Source organism: uncultured Polaribacter sp. (assembly GCF_947497695.1).
GTDB lineage: Bacteria > Bacteroidota > Bacteroidia > Flavobacteriales > Flavobacteriaceae > Polaribacter.
This window is the reverse complement of the sequence record NZ_CANMHM010000005.1, coordinates 1-21,922: the sequence shown is the minus strand read 5'-3', so window position 1 is coordinate 21,922 and position 21,922 is coordinate 1. Positions and strand designations below refer to the sequence as shown.

General features: G+C 27.0%; 23 protein-coding genes. All 23 read right to left on the bottom strand.

Annotated elements, in window-relative coordinates; genetic code table 11:
• Positions 1–2: 2 nt before the first annotated feature.
• The 23 genes from Q0731_RS07180 to cysQ all read right to left on the bottom strand — a co-directional run bounded on the left by Q0731_RS07180 (position 3) and on the right by cysQ (position 20,639).
• Entirely contained in the window at positions 3–1,109 is a 1,107-nt protein-coding gene (locus tag Q0731_RS07180) for an aminotransferase class I/II-fold pyridoxal phosphate-dependent enzyme (protein WP_299061929.1), read from the bottom strand.
• Positions 1,099–2,073: a glycosyltransferase family 4 protein gene (locus Q0731_RS07175; RefSeq protein ID WP_299061928.1), complete on the bottom strand. Its 975-nt coding sequence runs from the start codon at positions 2,071–2,073 to the stop codon at positions 1,099–1,101. Before Q0731_RS07175 ends, Q0731_RS07180 begins: the two co-directional genes overlap by 11 nt.
• A 21-nt stretch (positions 2,074–2,094) precedes the next feature.
• A complete protein-coding gene (gene rfbB / locus Q0731_RS07170) occupies positions 2,095–3,144 on the bottom strand; it encodes a dTDP-glucose 4,6-dehydratase (RefSeq protein WP_299061926.1) in 1,050 nt (349 codons plus the stop codon).
• Between the two features lie 7 nt (positions 3,145–3,151).
• Entirely contained in the window at positions 3,152–4,024 is an 873-nt protein-coding gene (rfbD, locus tag Q0731_RS07165; RefSeq protein WP_299061925.1) for a dTDP-4-dehydrorhamnose reductase, read from the bottom strand.
• Between the two features lies 1 nt (position 4,025).
• Positions 4,026–4,580, bottom strand: a complete 555-nt coding sequence (gene rfbC / locus Q0731_RS07160; protein ID WP_299061924.1) for a dTDP-4-dehydrorhamnose 3,5-epimerase — start codon at positions 4,578–4,580, stop codon at positions 4,026–4,028.
• A gap of 4 nt (positions 4,581–4,584) precedes the next feature.
• On the bottom strand, positions 4,585–5,457 hold the full coding sequence (gene rfbA / locus Q0731_RS07155) for a glucose-1-phosphate thymidylyltransferase RfbA (protein ID WP_299061923.1): 873 nt from the start codon (positions 5,455–5,457) through the stop codon (positions 4,585–4,587).
• A 4-nt stretch (positions 5,458–5,461) separates the two neighbouring features.
• Complete coding sequence (locus Q0731_RS07150; protein WP_299061922.1) at positions 5,462–6,496, bottom strand: hypothetical protein; 1,035 nt, start codon at positions 6,494–6,496, stop codon at positions 5,462–5,464.
• Positions 6,496–7,629, bottom strand: a complete 1,134-nt coding sequence (locus tag Q0731_RS07145; protein ID WP_299061921.1) for an NAD-dependent epimerase/dehydratase family protein — start codon at positions 7,627–7,629, stop codon at positions 6,496–6,498. The genes Q0731_RS07150 and Q0731_RS07145 overlap by 1 nt, the downstream gene beginning before the upstream one ends.
• A 1-nt stretch (position 7,630) precedes the next feature.
• The gene (locus tag Q0731_RS07140) at positions 7,631–8,203 is read right to left on the bottom strand and encodes an acyltransferase (protein WP_299061920.1); all 573 of its coding nucleotides are present in this window, start codon (positions 8,201–8,203) and stop codon (positions 7,631–7,633) included.
• Entirely contained in the window at positions 8,200–9,219 is a 1,020-nt protein-coding gene (locus tag Q0731_RS07135) for a hypothetical protein (RefSeq protein WP_299061919.1), read from the bottom strand. Before Q0731_RS07135 ends, Q0731_RS07140 begins: the two co-directional genes overlap by 4 nt.
• Positions 9,207–10,007 carry a putative capsular polysaccharide synthesis family protein gene (locus Q0731_RS07130; RefSeq protein WP_299061918.1) on the bottom strand — a complete coding sequence of 267 codons (801 nt, stop codon included), beginning with the start codon at positions 10,005–10,007 and terminating at the stop codon, positions 9,207–9,209. Before Q0731_RS07130 ends, Q0731_RS07135 begins: the two co-directional genes overlap by 13 nt.
• A gap of 372 nt (positions 10,008–10,379) precedes the next feature.
• On the bottom strand, positions 10,380–11,330 hold the full coding sequence (locus tag Q0731_RS07125) for a hypothetical protein (protein WP_299061917.1): 951 nt from the start codon (positions 11,328–11,330) through the stop codon (positions 10,380–10,382).
• A 185-nt stretch (positions 11,331–11,515) separates the two neighbouring features.
• Positions 11,516–12,367: a hypothetical protein gene (locus Q0731_RS07120; RefSeq protein ID WP_299061916.1), complete on the bottom strand. Its 852-nt coding sequence runs from the start codon at positions 12,365–12,367 to the stop codon at positions 11,516–11,518.
• Positions 12,364–13,548 (bottom strand): oligosaccharide flippase family protein, encoded by a 1,185-nt coding sequence (locus Q0731_RS07115; RefSeq protein WP_299061915.1) that lies wholly within the window; start codon positions 13,546–13,548, stop codon positions 12,364–12,366. The genes Q0731_RS07120 and Q0731_RS07115 overlap by 4 nt, the downstream gene beginning before the upstream one ends.
• Positions 13,541–14,368, bottom strand: coding sequence for a 3-deoxy-8-phosphooctulonate synthase (gene kdsA, locus Q0731_RS07110; RefSeq protein ID WP_299061914.1), 828 nt, complete (start codon positions 14,366–14,368; stop codon positions 13,541–13,543). The genes Q0731_RS07115 and kdsA overlap by 8 nt, the downstream gene beginning before the upstream one ends.
• A 16-nt stretch (positions 14,369–14,384) precedes the next feature.
• Positions 14,385–14,921: an HAD family hydrolase gene (locus Q0731_RS07105; protein WP_299061913.1), complete on the bottom strand. Its 537-nt coding sequence runs from the start codon at positions 14,919–14,921 to the stop codon at positions 14,385–14,387.
• On the bottom strand, positions 14,911–15,669 hold the full coding sequence (kdsB, locus tag Q0731_RS07100) for a 3-deoxy-manno-octulosonate cytidylyltransferase (protein WP_299061912.1): 759 nt from the start codon (positions 15,667–15,669) through the stop codon (positions 14,911–14,913). The genes Q0731_RS07105 and kdsB overlap by 11 nt, the downstream gene beginning before the upstream one ends.
• Positions 15,670–15,673: 4 nt before the next feature.
• Positions 15,674–16,624, bottom strand: coding sequence for a KpsF/GutQ family sugar-phosphate isomerase (locus Q0731_RS07095; protein WP_299061910.1), 951 nt, complete (start codon positions 16,622–16,624; stop codon positions 15,674–15,676).
• A gap of 17 nt (positions 16,625–16,641) precedes the next feature.
• Positions 16,642–17,898, bottom strand: coding sequence for a GTP-binding protein (locus tag Q0731_RS07090; protein ID WP_299062355.1), 1,257 nt, complete (start codon positions 17,896–17,898; stop codon positions 16,642–16,644).
• A 33-nt stretch (positions 17,899–17,931) separates the two neighbouring features.
• Positions 17,932–18,837 carry a sulfate adenylyltransferase subunit CysD gene (cysD, locus tag Q0731_RS07085; RefSeq protein WP_299061907.1) on the bottom strand — a complete coding sequence of 302 codons (906 nt, stop codon included), beginning with the start codon at positions 18,835–18,837 and terminating at the stop codon, positions 17,932–17,934.
• Positions 18,834–19,433 (bottom strand): adenylyl-sulfate kinase, encoded by a 600-nt coding sequence (cysC, locus tag Q0731_RS07080; RefSeq protein WP_299061904.1) that lies wholly within the window; start codon positions 19,431–19,433, stop codon positions 18,834–18,836. The genes cysD and cysC overlap by 4 nt, the downstream gene beginning before the upstream one ends.
• Complete coding sequence (locus Q0731_RS07075; RefSeq protein WP_299061901.1) at positions 19,415–19,846, bottom strand: DUF2061 domain-containing protein; 432 nt, start codon at positions 19,844–19,846, stop codon at positions 19,415–19,417. Before Q0731_RS07075 ends, cysC begins: the two co-directional genes overlap by 19 nt.
• On the bottom strand, positions 19,836–20,639 hold the full coding sequence (cysQ, locus tag Q0731_RS07070) for a 3'(2'),5'-bisphosphate nucleotidase CysQ (RefSeq protein ID WP_299061898.1): 804 nt from the start codon (positions 20,637–20,639) through the stop codon (positions 19,836–19,838). The genes Q0731_RS07075 and cysQ overlap by 11 nt, the downstream gene beginning before the upstream one ends.
• Positions 20,640–21,922: the final 1,283 nt, after the last annotated feature.

Sequence of the window (21,922 nt, the reverse complement as noted above, 5' to 3'; positions counted from 1 at the left end):
AACTACAAAATTTTATTAATAGAATCTTTAATTCGGATAAAATCATTTTTTTTAAGATTCGATCCAGAGGGTAAACATAAACCATTTTTAAATAAATACTCACTTTTACGAGCTCCATAAAATGGATGTTTTTTAAAAAGTGGTTGTAAATGCATTGGCTTCCATAAAGTTCTATATTCAATTTTATCTTTATCTAATTGTACTTTTAACTCTTCTTTAAAAAAATCATTATTACATTCAGAAAATAAAATGCAATTTAGCCAATGATTAGAGAAATAGCTTTTAGATGGTTCTTTAAAAAGTAAAACTTGGTTACGATGTTTAAATAGGTTTTGGTAAAATTGATTGTTTTTTCTTCTAAAAGCTATATTTTGATCTAAAGTATCTAATTGGTAACAACCAAGTTCTGCTAACAAGGGACTCAATCTATAATTATACCCTAATTTAGAATGCTCATAATGTGTAGATTTATCTTTTGCCTGAGTTGCTAAAAAAATAGCTTGCTGTTTATCTATTTTGGTGTTACAAATTAATGCTCCTCCACCAAAGGTGGATATGATTTTATTGTTGTTAAAGGAAAGAATTCCAAAATCACCAAAACTACCACACTTTTTACCTTTATATTCAGAGCCAAGTGCTTCAGCAGCATCTTCAATCAAAGCAATATTGTACTTTTTTGCTACACTAACAATTTCATCTACTTTTGCTGGCATGCCATATATATGAACAAAAATAATTGCTTTTGGTTTTTTACCTTTTGAAATTCGATCTTTTATAGCCTTCTCTAAATATACAGGACACATATTCCACGTATCAAGCTCACTATCAACAAAAATAGGGGTTGCATTTTGGTATTGTATTGGATTTACTGTTGCTACATAGGTAAATGATTGGCATAAAACTTCATCTCCTTTTTTAACACCACTTAAAATTAATGCTAAATGTATTGCTGAAGTGCCAGAATTTAAAGCTACAATTTTCTTATCAGTACCATAATATCTTTCTAGTTTTTCCTCAAAATTTAAAATAGAATTGGTATTTTTAGTTGAAATTTTAAAAGGAAACTTTAAAGATATTTCTGAAGTTGATAAGTGAATTTTATGAGGCATTTTTAATTAAATCTTTTTTTCTTATTATTCTAAATAATAAAACATACAATATCATAAATAATAAAACTAACCCAAAGAAAACTATAAGTTGGCTAGAGAGTTCTAAATTATATGTATTAAAGATAATATAATTTATAATTAACTGAATTACACTATAAATAGCTGCTACTTTTAAATGCGAAATTTTATAAACATCTACTATTTTTTGATAAATATGATGCCTATGAGCATCAAAAATATTTTCTTGAGTATAAAACTTTCTATACAAAAGTGTCATACCAGAATCAGCTCCATAAACAATAACAATTAATAAAATTAATGGTGATGCTAATTGTATCGCAAATAACAAGCCTATAAAAAATATAACCATACCAATTACTATGCTTCCAATATCACCTGCAAAAAAAAGTGCTTTTCTTCTAAAGTTATAAAACCCAAATATTAAGAGTGAAATTACAGAGTAGATAATTAAATCTTCATTTACAATTTGCTCGTTATTATTAATTAGGAACAACCCTAGCAAAACAGCCAAACTATACATGCCTGTAATACCATTAATACCATCCATAAAATTGAACATATTTACCAGCCCAACACCTAGTAATAGATAAAATACAAAAAAATAAATGGGTACAAAAGGAAGACTGACTTGGTATAAAATTAAAAAAACTGCTATAAATTGAAAAGGAAACCTAATTTTAGAACTTAAAGTATATATATCATCTAAAAAGCTAACAATAGAAATTAATAAAACTCCAAGAGTAAAGTAGAAATACTGAAACTCATTGAAAAAGAAGCATAATAGAACAGCAATTGGAAAAACAATTCCTCCTCCTCTCACTGTAATTTTTGTGTGAGAACTTCTTTGATTGGGTTTATCTATAATTTTAAATTTAATAGCTAATTTTAAATAAATAAAACAAGTTATTGCTAAAATTGCAAATACCAATAAGTATAAATTCATAAACTAAAATTAAAGAAAAAATTATTTATACATTGCTTCGTAATATTTAGCATAATCACCAGAGGTTACATTTTTTAACCAAGTTTCATTATCTAAATACCATTTTACTGTTTTATCTATACCTTCTTCAAATTGTAATGAAGGTTCCCAGCCTAATTCATCTTTTAACTTTGTAGAATCTATGGCATACCTTAAATCATGTCCTGCCCTATCTGTAACGTATGTTATCAGTTTTTCTGAAGCACCAATTTCTCTACCAAGGTACTTATCTACAGTTTTAATAATAACTTTAATTAAATCAATATTCTTCCATTCATTAAACCCTCCAATATTATAGGTCTCCCCTAACTTTCCTTTATGGAAAATTACATCGATAGCTCTTGCATGATCATCTACAAACAACCAATCTCTTACATTTTCTCCTTTACCATAAACTGGTAAGGGTTTGTTTTGGCAAATATTATTAATAAATAATGGTATTAATTTTTCAGGAAATTGATAAGACCCATAATTATTTGAACAATTTGAGATAACTGTAGGAAACTGGTAAGTATCTTGAAAAGATCTAACAAAATGGTCTGACGATGCCTTAGATGCTGAGTAAGGTGAATGTGGGTCATAGGCTGTAGTTTCTAAAAAGAAACCTTCTTTACCTAAAGAGCCATAAACTTCATCTGTAGAAACATGATAAAACAATTTGTCTTTAAAATTATTAGCCCAATATAATTTTGCAGCTTGTAATAAACTTAAAGTACCCATAACATTGGTTTGAGCAAATGAAAAAGGATCTTTTATAGATCTATCTACATGAGATTCTGCTGCCAAATGAATAACATTATCTATTTTGTAATCGATAAAAACATTTTTAACCTTATCAAAATCACAAATATCGCATTTAACAAAAGAATAATTTTCTTTGCTTTCAATATCTTTTAAATTTTCAAGGTTTCCTGCATACGTTAACTTATCCATATTAACAATATGATAATTTGGATATTTATTAACTAACAACCTTACCAAATGAGATCCTATAAAACCTGCTCCTCCTGTAACTAATATATTCTTTTTCATTTAATTTTTATTTATTGTTTAACTTTGAAATACACTCTTCAAGTGAATCTCTCCAATAAGGAATTTTAATTTCAAAATCTTTTTTAATTTTAGATTTATTTAAAACTGAAAAATGAGGTCTTTTTGCAGGTGTTGGATACTCTTTTGTTTCGATTGGTTTTACTTTACATTTAACCCCTCCAATTGCCATTATTGCTTTTGCAAAATCATACCAAGAAGCAACACCTTCATTAGAAAAATGATACACTTGACATTTCTCTGAAATATTAGATTCATTATTATAAGAGAATATATCAAGACAAACTTTTGCTAAATCTGCTGCGTTTGTAGGCGTACCAACTTGATCAAAAATGACACCTAACTCATCCCTTTCACCCCCTAATCTTAACATTGTTTTTACAAAATTATTACCATAAGCAGAGTACAACCATGATGTTCTTATGATGATGGCATCAATATCAGAATTAATAACTGATAATTCTCCACTTCTTTTGGTATTACCATAAACACCTATAGGATTAACCTGGTCAAATTCTTGGTAAGGTAAATAACCATTTCCATCAAAAACATAATCTGTAGAAATATGAATTAATTTACCTTTTACTTTACTAAGAGCTTTTACAATATTAAAAACACCATCTGAATTAACTTTTTGAGCAATTTGTTGATCTTCTTCAGCCCTATCTACAGCAGTATAGGCTGCACAATTTATTACAGCATTAATATTATTGGTAGTGATACAATTTTCTATTTCTGAATAATTACAAATATCTAAATCTGGTAGATCTTTAAATATAAAATTAAAATTTAAAAAACTAGTTGATAAATCTTGTAATTCTGAACCCAGTTGTCCATTTGATCCGGTTACTAAAATATTCATATTAATAATTAAAAGGTGAATCTAAATCTTTGAAAAAAGTTAAATCTTTATCTTTTTCAGATAGTCTTACTTCGCTTTCATCTAATCCCCAATTTATATTTAAGTCTTTATCATTCCATCGAATACCAAAATCATATTCTGGGGCATAAGTATTATCTACTTTATAAGCAAAAACTGCTGTTTCACTTAAAACAGAAAAGCCATGAGCAAAACCTCTAGGAACAAATAACTGTTTTTTATTTTCTCCTGTAAGTTCTACAGCAACGTGTTTGCCATAGGTTGGAGACCCCTTTCTTACATCAACAGCAACATCAATAACCTTTCCTTCTACACAACGAACAAGTTTCGCTTGATTAAAAGGTGGTTTTTGAAAATGTAATCCTCTTAAAACACCTTTTGATGATTTAGACTCATTATCTTGTACAAATTTTATTTCATGTACGTTTTCTTCAAATTTTTGTAAATTAAAAGACTCTAAAAAATAACCTCGATTGTCTCCAAATACTGATGGTTCTATAATATAAACATCAGGAATTTCAGTTTTTATAAATTTCATTACTTTATTTAGCTAAATTTAATAAATATTGTCCATAACCATTCTTTTTTAATGGTTCTGCTAGTTTTTTTAATTGTGCTTTATTTATGTATTTCATAAAATAAGCTATTTCTTCTAAACAAGCTACTTTTAAACCTTGTCTTTTCTCAATCGTTTCAATAAACTGACCTGCTTCCATGAGTGAATCATGTGTACCAGTATCCAACCAAGCAAAACCTCTACCCATTAACTGAACTTTTAAGCTTTTCTTTTTAAGATATTCTTGGTTTACTGTTGTAATCTCTAGTTCACCTCTATCAGAAGGTTTTATTTTTTTGGCTATTTGTACAACATCATTTGTATAAAAATACAACCCAACAACTGCGTAATTAGATTTTGGATTTTCTGGTTTTTCTTCAATTGAGGTTACATTGCCTTGATTATCAAACTCTGCAACCCCATATCTTTCTGGATCATTTACATAATAACCAAAAACCGTTGATTTATTTTCTATTTCTACATTTTTTCTGGCAGATTGCAACATCTCAGTTAAACCATGCCCATAAAAAATATTATCTCCTAGCACTAAACAAACATTATCATTCCCTATAAAGTCCTCACCAATAATAAAAGCTTGTGCTAAACCATCTGGACTAGGCTGCTCTTTATAAGTTAACTGAATACCTAGATCTGCACCAGATCCTAATAATTTTTTAAAATTAGGCAAATCTTCTGGGGTAGAAATAATTAGTATTTCATTAATACCTGCTAGCATTAAAACCGATATTGGATAATAAATCATAGGTTTATCATATACTGGTAATAACTGCTTTGAAACCCCTTTTGTTATAGGATAAAGCCTTGTTCCTGAACCTCCTGCTAATACTATTCCTTTCATAAAATTATTTATTATTTAACCAAAAATCCGTATCGTTTTCAATAAATATTGATTTTAACCACCCTGTAATAGACATTTGATATAACATTTCTTTACTTAATGGGTTAAAGGTTGATTCGAAAAATTTTTTTTCTAATTTAATATTATTTCTATCTATTACAAATACATTATTAGAATTATAGAAAGAATATTTCTTTATTTCTTTATTTGTGGTTATAATTTTCTTTCCTGCTCCAAGAGCCTCAAAAGTTCTCATAGTCATACCTCTTTGAGATGGATGATTTATATCTAATATAATTTTTGATTTTTTATATAACTCAATAATTCTTTCTAAATTTAAGCTTTTAAAACTTATTTTTTTAATGTCAAATTCTTTAAATGAAGAATCAAATAAAGACTTGATAAAATACACAAGCTTGCTAGGCATATAGTAATATGCAAAGCTTTTAAAATTATTTGAATCACAATAAGACACTATGTTTGTTCCTATTTTATACCTATCAGAATGAGCAGTCCCTAAAAACAACAATTCATATTCATGGCTATTTTGTATATCCTTTAAAACGTTTTTATAACTATCTATATAAAACAAAGGTCTAAAGTCAATTTTAAATTTTTCTGCATCCTGATTATCAAATGTAAATTTCCTGTCAAAAAAATGAAGTATAGAAACTGCATTTGGATTATTATCAAAAGAATCCCAAGTGTAAAAAATAAAGTTACATTTAGGCATTTTTTGTCTTAATTTAATTAGAAAAAAACTAGGTATAACTTCTCCCTTTACTAAAAAAAAGTAATCATATACTTTATCATTTATAGAATTTAGTATACTTTTATAATAGGCATCTATCTTTTTCTTGTATAAAGATCTTTTAACTCTAATAATACCTTTTGCTAAGATAGAATTCGATGGTCTTTCATCGAAGTAATCTACCTTTGCACCTAAAGAAACAAGTTTCTTTTCTATTTCTTTTTCGTAATTAAACGTTTTAACAGAAATATACAATATTTTTTTTCCATCCAAATCTATAAAATCCATCACTTTAACAAACCTTTTCTTTTCATTTCTTCTAAAGATGTAGACAACTCATCCTTTTGAATTTCTTGTTTTAGAACCCATTTTGTAAATTGTTTTATTCCCTCTTTAAAAAAAACTTTTGGTTTAAAATCTAATAAATTATTTATTTTGGTTAAATCTGCAAAATTATGCCTAATATCTCCTAATCTAAATCTTCCAGTTATAGTTACAGGAACATCAATCTTGTATGAATCAATTAAAGTATTTGCAACTGTTAAAACGTCTATTGCCTCTCCTGTACCTACGTTAAATACTTCTCCATTTGCTGAATCTTTTTCAATACCAAGTATAGTGGCATCTACTACATCAGATATATAGACAAAATCTCTAGTTTCTTTTCCATCTTCAAAAATCTGAATTCCATTACCATTTCTAATCTGAGTAGAAAAAATAGAAAGTATACCTGTATATGGATTTGACAATGACTGCCCAGGACCATAAACATTCTGATATCTAAAGGCTACTGGAGCAATAGAAATTGTAGGACATACTGTCATAATCATCTGTTCTTGATTTTGTTTTGTAATTCCATAGACAGATGAGGGATGAATTTTAGATTCTTCTGTAGTTGCAACGAGCTCTAAATCTGAAAACCCATCATATTTCACTTCAAAATCTCCAGATAGCATGTCATTTTCATCTCTGTGTTTTGGATAAACTTCTCCTAACTCAGGGTGAACATATTTTCCTTCACCATATATTGAACGCGATGATGCTACTACAATTTTATGAACATTATGTTTAGAGTTTGCTAAAATATCTAACATAATTGCAGTTCCTTGAATATTGACTTCTGTATATTTCTCAATACAGTACATCGATTGGCCTGTGCCTGTTTCTGCTGCAAAATGAACAATTATATGTTGATTTTGCAAAGCTTTTTCCCAATCATCTCTAGAAGTAACTGTACCCTTAATAAAGGTAACTTTATCTTTTATACTTTTATACAAAGGAGAAGTTTCTATTGGATTTTCTCCATGTATTTGAGGTGATAAATTGTCTAATATTGTAATTTTGTAACCTTTATCTATTAAAGCTAGTGATAAATTACTACCTATAAAACCTGCTCCTCCTGTAATTAAAATATTTTTCATATTATATAAATTCTCCTTTATTATTTGTTCTTTCCCATTTTTTTGATTTCTCATTATATCTCTTTACTATCCTTGCTGGTGCTCCTACTATAACGCTATAATCCGGAAAAACACCTCTTACAACTGAATTTGAACCAACAACACACTGCTTTCCTAAAATTGTACCGGCTTGAATAACCACACCATAACCTAAAAAGCAGTTTTCACCAATTTCAGTTTTAATTATTTTGTGGGGTTGATCTAATATAGGCATTCCAATTATTTGATACTCATGATCAATATTGGTAACCATAACATTTTCAGCAAACACAGTATTTTTTCCAATTCTCAATTGCCCTCCTGAGGTAATATGTAGGTTTTGACCAATAGAAATATTTTCTTCAAATATAATTGAAGATTTTTTATTAACAACTTCAATACGAGCTCCTGGAAAAATACGTACTTTTTTTGAAATAAAAATACGTTTAAAATTACGAATAGAAACAGGTTTTCCTATGTAGGAAGGTAGGCTAAATTTTCCAAAAAAAGGTTTATAAATTATTCCTCTCAAAAACCAAAAAAACTTAAAAATCATACTTTTAAACTATTAATAATTATACTTAATGATTCTTTCACATCAGAAAAAGGTGACAAAACATCCATTCTTTCATTATCTGCATCAAACATTTGCTCTACAGAAGGTATTATTCCTGATTTAAAATAAGAATTTAAAATTTTATATTTTTCTCCTCTAACTTTTAATTCATTAAAAACAGTTGAATTTAAAACTAAAGATAAATCAAAACTACAATGTTTTAATTTATTAGATTTTAACCAAATATTATTTTTAAAATAAAAAAATATTTTATCAAATATAGTCCATTTAGGGTGAGGTATAATTACTGTTTTAATATCTTTAGACTTTAAAAAAAAGTACACCTTTTTTAAGTAGTCATTCTCCTCATTTTGATCTTTACCACATCCATATATTGCAATTTGATATTTTGATTTAACAGAGATACTATTTGAACTATATTCTTTCTCTAAATGCGGCCCAACAAGAATATAATTTCTATCAAAATTATGTTTCTTCATATATTGCAAAGTTCTTTTATCCCAAACAAAAAAATTTTTAGCATTAGATGATTTATAAACATTTAAAAAAACTTCATTAGAATCTTCTATATAAAAACCATGCTGTAAAGAATAAGTAGGTACTTTATTAGTATTATATTTTGAAACTAGAAAGTTTTGTAGCGGAACTGAATCGCAAAAAACTAATACTTTCTCATAATTCGAACCAATTTTAAGGAAAACTTTTTCAAATTGTTTTTTAAAATTAAACTTTCCAAAAAAAGTCAGCCTTCTTGTTGCACTTACAAACACAACATCAACACCCCTTTCTAATAAACTTAAATACACCCTCTCTAATTGTTTGTAATGGTCTTTTCTAAGAGAAAATTCATTGTTAATAAATAACAATACACCACTACCTAAGCTTCCTCTAACAGAAATTGTGTAGTCTGAAAAGAAATAAAATATTTTTAAAAAAAAACCTCTTAAACCTTTTGGATTTAAATAGTTTTTAATTGATATATTTAATTTGTCCATTTATCCAATAAATTATTTAGTTCATCTTTTTTATAAAAATGTTTCATAAATTCTGATTTTACCACTTCATTTATTTCTATTTTTTTAAATTTATAAGCATCTTTTAATTTAAGGTAGTTTAAATTGTTATCTAATATATTATGCGAAATAAGTTTAAATTTTTCAGAACCTATAAAATCTTTTAACTCAGCTTCTAAATCATTTAACTTATCTAACCTATAAATGAATAATTTAACCTTCCCTTTTGTTATAACAGAATAACCTTTTTCTTTATCAAAATTAAATTTAAAAACATCTATCCCAAAAACTTTATTAATCTCCTTATCGAACCAATTAAAAGTTGAATTAAAGTCTCCATGGTAGTCTAATTTCTTAATCACATCTTCAATATCATTTTTATTAGTATCATAATTTAAATAATGTGCTTGCTCAAAAAAAGCAGAAATATATCTTGAAAAAGGATCTCTAATACCTGTAACTATTACAATTTCTGAAGATAGTAATTTCCAAATTTTTATTTTTATCCTTTTGGTAATAGTTTTGTAAGTATAATATATATGTTTACTAAATGGCAGTTTAACATTTTTTAAGAAATGAGTTCCAGGATATGAATGTATTAATGAATGTGGGTGAACATGGTTAATATCTATTTTTTCTAAAGAATTACAAATAGTAAGTGTACCAACTTTACCCATAGTAAGAACTATTACAGAATTACTCCCAAACCAAGTTTTTATTTTTTGAATTAAATTTAACTCTTTTCTTAGTGGATCAATTGATTCTTGCATTTTTTTATTTTTTTTGGTTAGTATTTTTTCTTTAAAAATTATTAGGTATTTTTTTATGATAAATAAGTGCTTTTAATTTAAATTCTTTTTAATATAAATTTAGATCGACAATAATTTAAAAATAAAACTATTATTATTAATAGAAACTTCAGTCATTTATATTATAAAAATTATTCTAATTTAATGACTTTTATTAAAATACACAACTGGGTATTGGTTCTAGTTATTTAGTTAATTATATATAAAGAACTTTTATTTAGACGTTTTCTTTTTTAACATTTTATTAATTTATTAATTTATTAAATATTATAATTTTAATTACTAGTAATTAATTATAAAGTAAAGTTTATAATTAATTTTATTACTTAAAATTTAACTTGATGAAGAAAAATGAGAGGTTTTTAAATATCTACCTTTATTTATTAATAAAATTGGTGTTAGTAATAATACAGCATATATAGAAAATCTAAAAATTAAATATGGAGAATACATAAACCATCTAGGTGACGTTATGATTATAAAAAAAATCATATAATTTGTAACGAGTGACTTTTTGTTCATCATATGCCTTAATAGTAAACAAATCATTATAATAGTTAGTATATATATATACCAATTACTTGTAGATAAAATGAAACTAGTAAACCATCCTCCTCCAGGAATTTCAAATTTACCTAATAAATCTCCTCTAATATCAAAACCTTTGGGTATTGTAGAAGAAGGTATGAAATTCCCTATAATAATACCAAAATAATATTGTATTTTTTCTGTAAAGGGGAGAACTGAAGTAAATTCATCTAAGTAAAGAGAACTTACAGTTACCGAACCAAAATGTGACACAAAATAACCACTATCTCTAACACCAAAACTAGTACTAGACCTAAATACGGAAATAATCTCTGCAAATATATATGCAATTGGTAACCCTAATTTTAATAAAAACAACTTATTCCTATACAAATAAACAAAAATAGTACCTCCGTAAATAAACATTCTCATTCTTTCACCTGCCATTAAATAACTAATAGAAATAATAGCAAATGCTACAATTAAAAATTTTGACGCTCTAGAACTTATAAAAAAAACTAAAAAAATTATTGCTATATAATCCTCTAGAATTGACCTATCTCCCCTGAAATCAACAAAAGCTCCTGAAACTCTCAAACCTTTATCATAAATTAAGAATAGTCCGTAAAATATAATTACTAATGATTTTATAAAATCAAGATTACTATACGTTTTTTTTATCTTAAAATTATTAAATGTTAGTTTAATGTTCCCAAAACTAAACCAAGAAATAATTAAAAAGGAAAGTAAAGCCATAGTAACTGAATCAAAAGAAGAAAATTTATCTGTACTAGGTGAGAAAGGGATCTTAAGAATATAAGTAACAAAAATAACATTAAGACCATAAAGTAAAATATATGATGAAAGAAATATAAAGAGTAAGTTTTTTGATTTAATCAACAAGAAAAAGGACAAAAAAATTAAAGTTAAATCTATAATACTCATTTTTTATACCAATTAAAAATTATAGATTTATCTTGCTCAGTAAAAGTAACTACTTTAGAATTCTTAAATTTTATAGAGTCTAATATGGGTTTAAGTTTTACTCCAACTCCAAAGCTTATTTTATTACCAAAAATATTTCTTTTTATTCTATATAAAATAAATCTTAAAGTTAAAGGATGAGTAACCTTACTTGATGATTTTAGAGACCTATTGTTTACTTTTTCAGTTAAGTCAACATTTTTAACAAAATCTTTTGGCAATTCCATATGATCTAAGATTTGACAAACAAAATTAAATTTATCTTGATTAAATTTTTCATAAGAATAGTAAAATAAATCTTTCTCATCTAAGTTCTTTAAAATTTTAGATTTTAATTTATCATATAATAGTAAATTATGAAGTGAAGAACTAGGCTTGAATAAATTGTAAAAATCAGGAAAACTACAATTTTTATTAAGATGACCTTGTAGTAGTTGTACATACAAAGAACATAAAATATCACTTTGCAACCTAGTAATAAAATATAATTTTACAGAAATTTTTTTTTCTTTAAGAAATTTTAACAGATCATAAAGTTCATTATAATCAGTAAAAAAATTATTTTCTACACTTGTTTGTATTTTTTGAAAAATATAAGTTTCATCAGAAACTAAAACATTATTACTATTATTAAATAGTTCTAATAGCTTTAATCTGTTTTTTAATAAAAAAACATTAAAATATTTATGATTACCATAATCCTTACTTATATATTTATAACCGCTCTTTTTAGACTCCGTAAAAACATTTCTCTGCAAAAATGTTGTCCCTGTCTTAGGAAATCCAATATGTAAATATAATTTTTTCATATAGTTTTAAAAAAAAATCTAACGTATAAAAGTTTTAAAATATTCTCAAGTCCCATAATTAAACTTATAAAAATTGTGAAATACAAAAAAGAATTATAAAATAATGACGAAATAAATGAAATTATAATTAAAATTAATGAAAAGAGATTAACCTTTAAGTGTTTTTTTTCGTTACCTGTCATGTTCAATATTACACCTACACTTCCTGTTGATAAATTTACTAGATAACCTAATAGAACTACAAAATAAATTGTTAAAAATTCTCCTTTCATTTCAGGCCAAATAGATGTAATAATATTTGACAAAAAAAGATTTACTGTGAAAATTAATATAGAAAAAACTAAGAAAAGTAATAATCCTTTTTTAAGCATTATTTTAAATCTGCTATTATTTAAATTCTCTGAAATTTTTGGTGTTATATAATAATTAAATGAACTTAGAACTATTAAATAAATGCTAGATAATCTAACAGAAAGTGCATAAACTCCTGCTTCTTGTTGAGTAAATAAAAAACCACACAAAATTACGGGTAAATTATTTAGCGCTTTTTGTAAAAAAGATTGTAAAAAAAGTAGAAAAGATTTTTGAAGAAGTTTTATATTAATCTTTATCTTAAAAAAAAAGAGTTTTTTGATTGGGTAGAAATATAAAAAAACGACTAACCGAGAAATAAGAACAAACAGTGAGATTTCAAAAATATTTATTTTATTAGATACTGCTATTACTAGTAATAATAAAGAATATAAAATTAGATAAAACAACACATCATCAGTTAAAATACTTTTTGTGTATTTTTTATTTTTCAAATACAAAGCACCTATTAATCTATACAAAGGGTAAAAAAAACTCCCAAAAATTATTAATAATCCAAATTTAAGATTTTCTTGATATATGTATATAATCAAACAACTAAATATTGATATAATTAAATCAATTGTTATAACAGTTTGTATTCCTGAAACAAAAATTTTTTTTGCTTCATAAAAACTCTTAGTTCTATTAATTAAGGCTGGTAAACCAAATACCGATATTGTTGAAATTAACAATGAAATTCTAACTAAAACTTCATATGTTCCGAATTCTTCTAAGGAAATGTTTTTTGAAATCAAAATAGTTATTAAAAATAAAAATAACGATCCTGAAAATTTTAAAAGAAGAATTTTTATATTAGATTTAATCAAGACTATTAACTGTTTTCTTAATTTCTTTAAGGTTGTATAATAATACTTCTAAATTATCTAAATGTAGCATATTAGCTCCATCACTTTTTGCATTTGCAAGGTCAAAATGAGTTTCTATAAACAAACCATCTACATTATTTACAATTCCTGCTCTGGCAATGGTTTCAATCATGTCTGGTCTGCCACCTGTAACACCCGCAGTTTGATTTGGTTGTTGTAGAGAGTGGGTTACGTCTAAAACTGTAGGTGCAAATTTTCTCATTTCTGGTATTCCTCTAAAATCTACAATCATGTCTTGGTAGCCAAACATAGTACCTCTATCTGTAATCCATGCTTTTTCTGAACCTGCATCTTTTACTTTTTGTACAGCATGTTTCATCGCAGCAGGACTCATAAATTGTCCTTTTTTTAAGTTGACAACTTTACCTGTTTTTGCAGCAGCCACCACTAAATCTGTTTGACGAACTAAAAAAGCAGGAATTTGTAAAACATCTACATACTCAGCTGCTTTTATAGCATCAGAAACTTCATGAATATCTGTAACAGTTGGCACGTTAAAAGTTTCTGAAACTTTGCGTAAAATTTTTAGTGCTTTTTCATCTCCAATACCTGTAAAACTATCAATTCTACTTCTGTTTGCTTTTTTAAAACTTCCTTTAAAAATATACGGAATTTGTAATTTATCAGTAATAGTAACAATTTTCTCAGCAATGCGCAATGCCATGTCTTCACCCTCGATAGCACAAGGACCAGATAATAAGAAAAAATTATCTGAGTTTAGGTTTTTGATATTAGGAATTCCTTTTAAAACAGTATTCATAGTATTATTATATTATTTATTTCTTTAGCTTCTCAATTATTTCAATTAAAAGGTTTTGGCTATCTAACACAAAATCGGCTATATCTCTAAAAACACCTTCTCCTCCTTTAGATTCTGTTATTATATCTACAGATTCTTTCATATAAAACCTAGCGTCATTAGGCGTTACACTTAAACCACACTTTGACAAAATACACAAATCAATAATATCATCACCTACATATACAATTTCATCATCATTAACATTATAAGTTTCTTTAAATTTTTGATATTCTATCAGCTTATTTTTAATTCCGTGTTTATGAAAATCAATTTTTAACTCTTTACACCTATTTTTAACAACATCTGATTCTCTTCCAGTAATAACACCTATAAAAAAACCTAAAGATTTAAGATGAGATATTATTTGACCGTCTTTAACATTAAATTTTTTATATTCCAAGCCGTCGTTATCATAAATAATACTACCATCTGTCAACACACCATCTACATCTAATAAAAACGCCTTAATTTTAAGTGCTTTCTCTTTTACTTTTTCATTATTAAAAACCATCCCTTATTATTTTTAAAGCACTGTAATAGTCATCTTTTGTATCTATACCAATTGACTTATAACTAGTCTCTATCATTTTAATTTTTATACCATTCTCAAGTACACGCAATTGTTCTAACTTTTCTAACTTTTCTAAATAACCTTCATTTAAATTTGAATACTCACATAAAAATGATTTTTTATATGCATATATACCAACATGCCTATAAAAAAAATATGAACTGGAAATTTTCCCATTATCATCAAGTATACTCTCTAAACCATCTCTAAAAAAAGGAATAACTGACCTTGAAAAATACAATGCGTTGTTATTTTTATCAGTAATAACTTTAACAGAGTTTGAGTTAATTAAATCTTTTTTTTCTGTAATTCTTTCCTTTACACTTGCCATTAATACGGAATCTTTTTCAATTGTTTGAAATAGATTTTCAATTAATAAAGGATTTATAAAAGGCTCGTCTCCTTGTACATTTACCACAACGTTACAATCCAAATTTAAAACAGCCTCAATTACTCTTTCCGTCCCAGAATCATGCGTAGTTTTTGTCATTATGATGTTGTCAGTAAAAGTCAAGCATTCTTCCCTAATCAACTCACTATCAGTAGCTATATAAGTAATTACATTTTGTACTTTTACACATTGATCAAAAACTCTTTGCAATACAGTTTTACCTTCTAAATCTAACAGTACTTTATTGGGGAGTCTGCTGGAATTTAACCTTGCAGGAATTATAATAACTCTTTTCATAATCCTAAATACCTAAATCAAATAACTGGGCAATTCCTCTTAATTTATTTTGATTATCAACAACTATAAGAGAACTGATTTTTTCATTATTCATTTTCTTTCCTGCCTCAACCAAACTAGTACTCAAAATAGCTGTCTTAGGACTGTCTGTCATTATGTCTTTAGCCTTAAGTGAAAAGAAATCATTTTGATTTGTTTCCATAGCTCTTCTAATGTCTCCATCAGAAATTACTCCGACTATTTCCTTATTATTGTTTACAACTATTACAAGACCAAACTTACCATTAGTAATAACTTGAATTGTTTCTTTGATGGAAGCAGAAGGAAGTACTAATGGCAAATTTTCTTTTTTCATTACATTTTCTAAAGTTTGTAATAATCTTCTACCTAAACTTCCTCCTGGATGAAATTTAGCAAAATTCACATCTTTAAACTTTCTAACTTTCATTAAAGCAACTGCTAGTGCATCTCCCATAACCATTGTGGCTGTAGTAGATGAAGTGGGAGCTAGCTGAAGAGGGCAAGCTTCTTTTTCAACAAAAACATTTAAATGACAATTAGTGTTGTTGGCTAAAGTTGAACTAAGATTCCCTGTCATAGAGATTGTTATATTTTCTTGACTTTTCAAAAAAGGAATCAACTTTAAAACCTCATCAGTTTCACCCGAATTAGATATTAATAAAACAACATCTTCTTTTTCAATCATACCTAGGTCACCATGATAAGCTTCTCCTGGATGTAGAAAAAAACTTGGTGTACCTGTACTAGCCAAAGTCGCAGCAATTTTTTTTCCAACAATTCCAGATTTTCCCATACCTGTAATAATAAACTTACCCGAACATGAGCTTATTAAATTAATTGATTTTTCAAAATCTTCCGTCAGAAGTTTTGATAAGTTTGCAATTTGTTCGGCTTCGATTTCAAAAACTTTTTTCGCAATTTTTTTTAAATCCATTTTTTTTATAAGTACATTTAGACAAGCATACCAGCAGCTACAGTTTCATTAGTCATATCATCGACAAGAATAATACTTCCGGTAGTTCTATTTTCTCTGTAAGAATCTAACATTAAAGGTTTGGTAGTTCTAATTTTTACTTTTGCAATTTCATTCATATTTAAATCTTTATCTTCTAAATTTCGACTTAATGAATTAATGTCTATTTTATAAAAAACTTCTTTTATCATTGCTTTTTGAAGATTAGAAGTATGTTTAATAGAATATTTAGCTCTTGGTTTTGCAGGTGCATCATTTAACCAACATAACATAACTTCTAAATCTTGAGTAACACTTGGTTTATTATTCGATTTCACAATCATGTCACCTCTGCTAATGTCTATATCGTCTTCGAGTGTTATTGATACTGACATTGGTGCAAAAGCTTCATTAATTTGACCATCCATAGTATCTATAGATTTAATTTTAGAACTAAATCCTGAAGGCAGTACTGTAACATCATCACCTAATCTAAAAATACCTCCAGCAATACGACCTGCATAACCTCTATAATCAATAAAATCTTCTGTTTGGGGTCTTAAAACTGTTTGTACAGGAAAACGAGAATCTATCTTATTAATATCACTACTAATATGCATAGTTTCTAAAGTATGTAACATAGGAGCTCCCTGAAACCAAGGCATATTTTCAGATTTGTTAACTACATTATCCCCTAGCAAGGCACTCATAGGGATGAATCGAACATCTTGTACTTGCATTTTAGATGCTATTTCTTCAAATTCAGAAACAATATCGTTAAAAATTTTCTCTGAATAACCTACTAAATCCATTTTATTTATACAAACAATAACATGAGGTATATTTAATAAAGAGGCTATAAAAGTATGCCTCTTAGTTTGTTCGATTACACCATGTCTTGCATCAATTAAAATAGTTGCTACATTGGCTGTTGACGCACCAGTTATCATATTTCGGGTATACTGTATATGTCCTGGTGTATCTGCAATAATAAATTTACGTTTTGGAGTTGTAAAATACCTGTAAGCAACATCAATAGTGATTCCTTGTTCTCTTTCATCTCTTAAGCCATCTGTAAAAAGTGCCATATCTAGACCTTTATGCCCTTTTTTCTTACTCGTATTTTCAATTGACGCAATTTGATCTTCAAAAATTGATTTTGAATCATAAAGCAACCTACCAATTAGGGTACTTTTTCCATCATCTACACTTCCAGCAGTTGTAAAACGTAATAATTGATTATTATCTATCATAATATTTTATTTTTTTTTAATTAAAATGAAGTGTTCCTAAAAATATCCTTGACGTTTTCTATCTTCCATTGCTGATTCAGACCTCTTGTCATCACTTCTATTACCTCTTTCGGTTTGTCGCATACCAGAAACTTCAATTGCTATTTTTTCAAGAGTATCTGCATCAGATTCATCTCCTCCAGTAATTGTGATGTCACCTAATGTTCTGAAACGAATTTTTTTAGTAACAATTTCTTCGTTAGGATCTAACTTTAAAAATTTAGAATTAGGTATCCAAGTACCATCTCTTCTTACAACCTCTCTTTCGTGGGCAAAATATAATGAAGGAATATCTATGTTTTCACGTTTTATATAATTCCATACATCCATTTCTGTCCAATTACTAATTGGAAAAGCCCTAAAATGCTCTCCTTGAAAATACTTACCATTAAATAAATTCCACAATTCTGGTCGTTGATTTTTTGGATCCCATTGCCCAAATTCATTACGATGAGAAAAGAAACGTTCTTTTGCTCTTGCTTTTTCTTCATCTCTTCTACCTCCTCCTATTGCACAATCAACTTTATTTTCTTCAATAACATCCAATAGAGTAGTAATTTGAAGTGCATTTCTTGTTGCATTTTTCCCTTTTTCTTCAGCAACCCTTCCATCGTTTATAGATTCTTGAACAGAACCAACTATTAAATCAACCCCTAAATTCTTTATCGTTTTATCTCTAAACTCTATGGTTTCTGGAAAGTTGTGACCTGTATCTACATGCATTAATGGAAAAGGTATTTTAGCAGGATAAAAAGCTTTTTTAGCTAAATGAGTAACTAAAATTGAATCTTTTCCACCAGAAAACAATATTACTGGGTTTTCAAATTGTGTCCAAACTTCACGTAAAATAAAAATTGCTTCACTCTCTAACTCGTCTAAATAATTTAAATAATACTTACTCATTTTTTTATTTCTAATTTAGGTTTTACATAATCAACAATTCTTTTTACAGCAGACTCTATTGATTCTTTTTCTGTTTCTATTTTAATCGCTGGGTTTTCAGGTGCTTCATATGGAGCAGAAATACCAGTCATATTTTTAATTTCTCCGGCTCTAGCTTTTTTATAAAGACCTTTTACATCTCTTCGCTCACATTCCTGAACACTTGTTTCAATATAAATCTCTACAAAATTAACGTCGTTGACTATATTCTTAATATTCTCCCTATCTTTTTTATATGGTGATATAAATGCTGCTAAAACAATAATACCAGCATCAATAAATAAATTTGCAATCTCGGCAATTCTACGAATATTTTCAGTTCTATCTTCTGGACTAAAACTTAAATCTTTATTTATCCCTCTCCTAATATTATCGCCATCTAAGGTATAAGTTTTTATTCCTTTTTTAAATAATTCTTGCTCAACTGCGTTTGCAATTGTCGATTTCCCAGAACCTGAAAGACCTGTAAACCAAATCAAGAAGGAATTATGGTTATTTAATATCTTTCTATCACTCAGAGAAATCTGATACGAATGTTCTATAATGTTTTTTTCCATTTTTTTAATCTTCTACGTTTCTTTAATCCAAAATCAATCTGATACCAAAGTCTTTCGTGCAAATAATATAACAACATTTTTGTTAAGACTTCTGCTATTCCTATTTTCAATCCTGTAAGGGGATCACCTGTCATATACCATGACAAAAGCATCGTATCTAAAGTACCTATAAACCTCCAAGTAATAGTTTTAACAAAATGTCTTTTTTTACTATCAATTATACTAAATTTAAACCAAGCCCTCTCATGTAAATAATATAAAAAAGTTTTAGTAATCACTTCGGTAAAACCGATTTTCATACCTATCATTGGATCTCCTGATATCAACCAAGATAAAAAAAAAGTATCTATTGAACCAACAAACCTCCAAGTAAATGCTTTGAGTATATGTCTTTTCCTAGAACTATTTATCATTTTTAGAAACTAAAAACCAGGGATTTAATAAGTTTTCCTTATTATACAGCAATGAATTGTTTGTTTCTTTAGAAATTACATCTATACCTACAGCATTACAAATTGCTTGTCCAGCAGCAGTATCCCATTCCATTGTTGGTGCAAAACGAGGATATACATCTGCATTACCCTCTGCAACAAGGCAAAACTTTAAAGAACTTCCTTTGGAAACAATTTCCACTTCTTTTCCTTTTAATTGTAAAGACTCAATAAAGCTTAAAGTTTCTTTACTCATATGCGACCTACTACCTACAACCTGAACATTATTACTTACATCTTTAGGGTGAATAGCTTTTGCTAAATCTAAAACGATTTCAACATCAACATTATGGGAATCTAATGCTGATTTATATGCTTTCTTCTTTTCTACATCTGCAAAATAAATAATTTTAGTAGCAGGAACATAAATAACACCAAAAACAGGTTTACAATTTGAAACCAAGGCAATGTTTACTGTAAATTCACCATTTCGTTTAATAAATTCTTTAGTTCCATCTACCGGATCTACAATCCAACAGATGTCCCAATCTTTCCTAATTCCGTAATTTATCTGTTTATTTTCTTCACTTATGATAGGGATTCCTGTAGAAATTAAAAATGAATTAATAATATCATTTGCATCTTTATCTGCTTGAGTTAATGGTGATTTATCACCTTTTAACTCCACATTAAAATCCTCATTTTCATATACATTCATTATAGCTTGTCCTGCTTTTAATGAAGCTTCAATTGCTATCTTATATTCTTTTTTCATTATTTTTAATAGTATTAATTCTAAAACTAATCACTTCGATACCTATAATGTTGCTTAGTTGATATTTGAATATCACTAAAACTTCTTTACCAATTTGTACAGAAAATATTTAAGCACTCCTAACATACTTTTAAACCTATTTCTACAAAACAATTATCACCTCTATTACATGGTTAATGATATTATTACTAAACAATAATTTAACTAACAAAACTTGTCGTCGTACTAAAAGAACCAATCAATGTTACTAAAAATATTTTTTTTAAGGACTAGGTTATAAATATACAATATGCCGCAAAGATAAAATAATTCTTAAAATTAGTATAGTTATTTCACATTTACAGAGTCATATCCCTAATTAAACTAGATAAGGTAATCTTATTATTTTTTTTTAGTCGATAAATAGACAGTTTTGCTTGTAAATATTTTCTATTTAAAAATCAAAATAAACCAAACATAACTAAAATCAACTATTTTATCAATAAAATTTAATTTCTTTTTCAACTTACTTTCTTAAGTTATAATGACCACAACAATACAGAACTTGTTAAAAATTTTAAAATGTTTAGCAGTAAAATATGTAAATTGATATTATAAAACTATTCCTACAAATATATACTATTTATTTACTTTACAAAGAATTGAATACTTGCCAACTTCACTAATTACCATATTCCTAATATCACAAACAATTTCTATGAATTTCATAGAAATCTTAGCCTAAAATTGTTTCCTTTCAATATTTAATTATAAATTTTAGGATACAAATTGGTAATAAAGTCTTTTGCTAGATTATAAACTACTATGAAGGAAAAATTATTTGTGTTTTTAGCCAATTGCTTAAAACACTTTAATCATCTCACAAAAGCTAACTTAAACTTTTGTTTTTAAATTCTAAATAACTAGCAAATTTATCCTATTACAAGATAAAAAACTAACTTACTGGTTGTTTTAGGTATTAAATACATGTAATTATCTTTTAGCAATAAAAGCTGTATCTTCAATTAGTACAATTATAAATATTTAGTTGTATTTATATAATTAATAGGAGTTCGACTTAATAAAAAGTCTAAATATTAGTAAAATAGAGAAGGAATAATTAACTTAACGTGAGTTCGAGCTAAGAAAATGTATTAGTTATTAGTAAAATAGAGAAGAAATTATTAACTTAATGGTCTGAATAACAAGTTGATAATAAATATCTCCTCTATGATTACTGACAGTAAAATTATCGAAATATTTTGTCTTTTAGACGATTTTAGCAAAGAATATAACATTTTAGT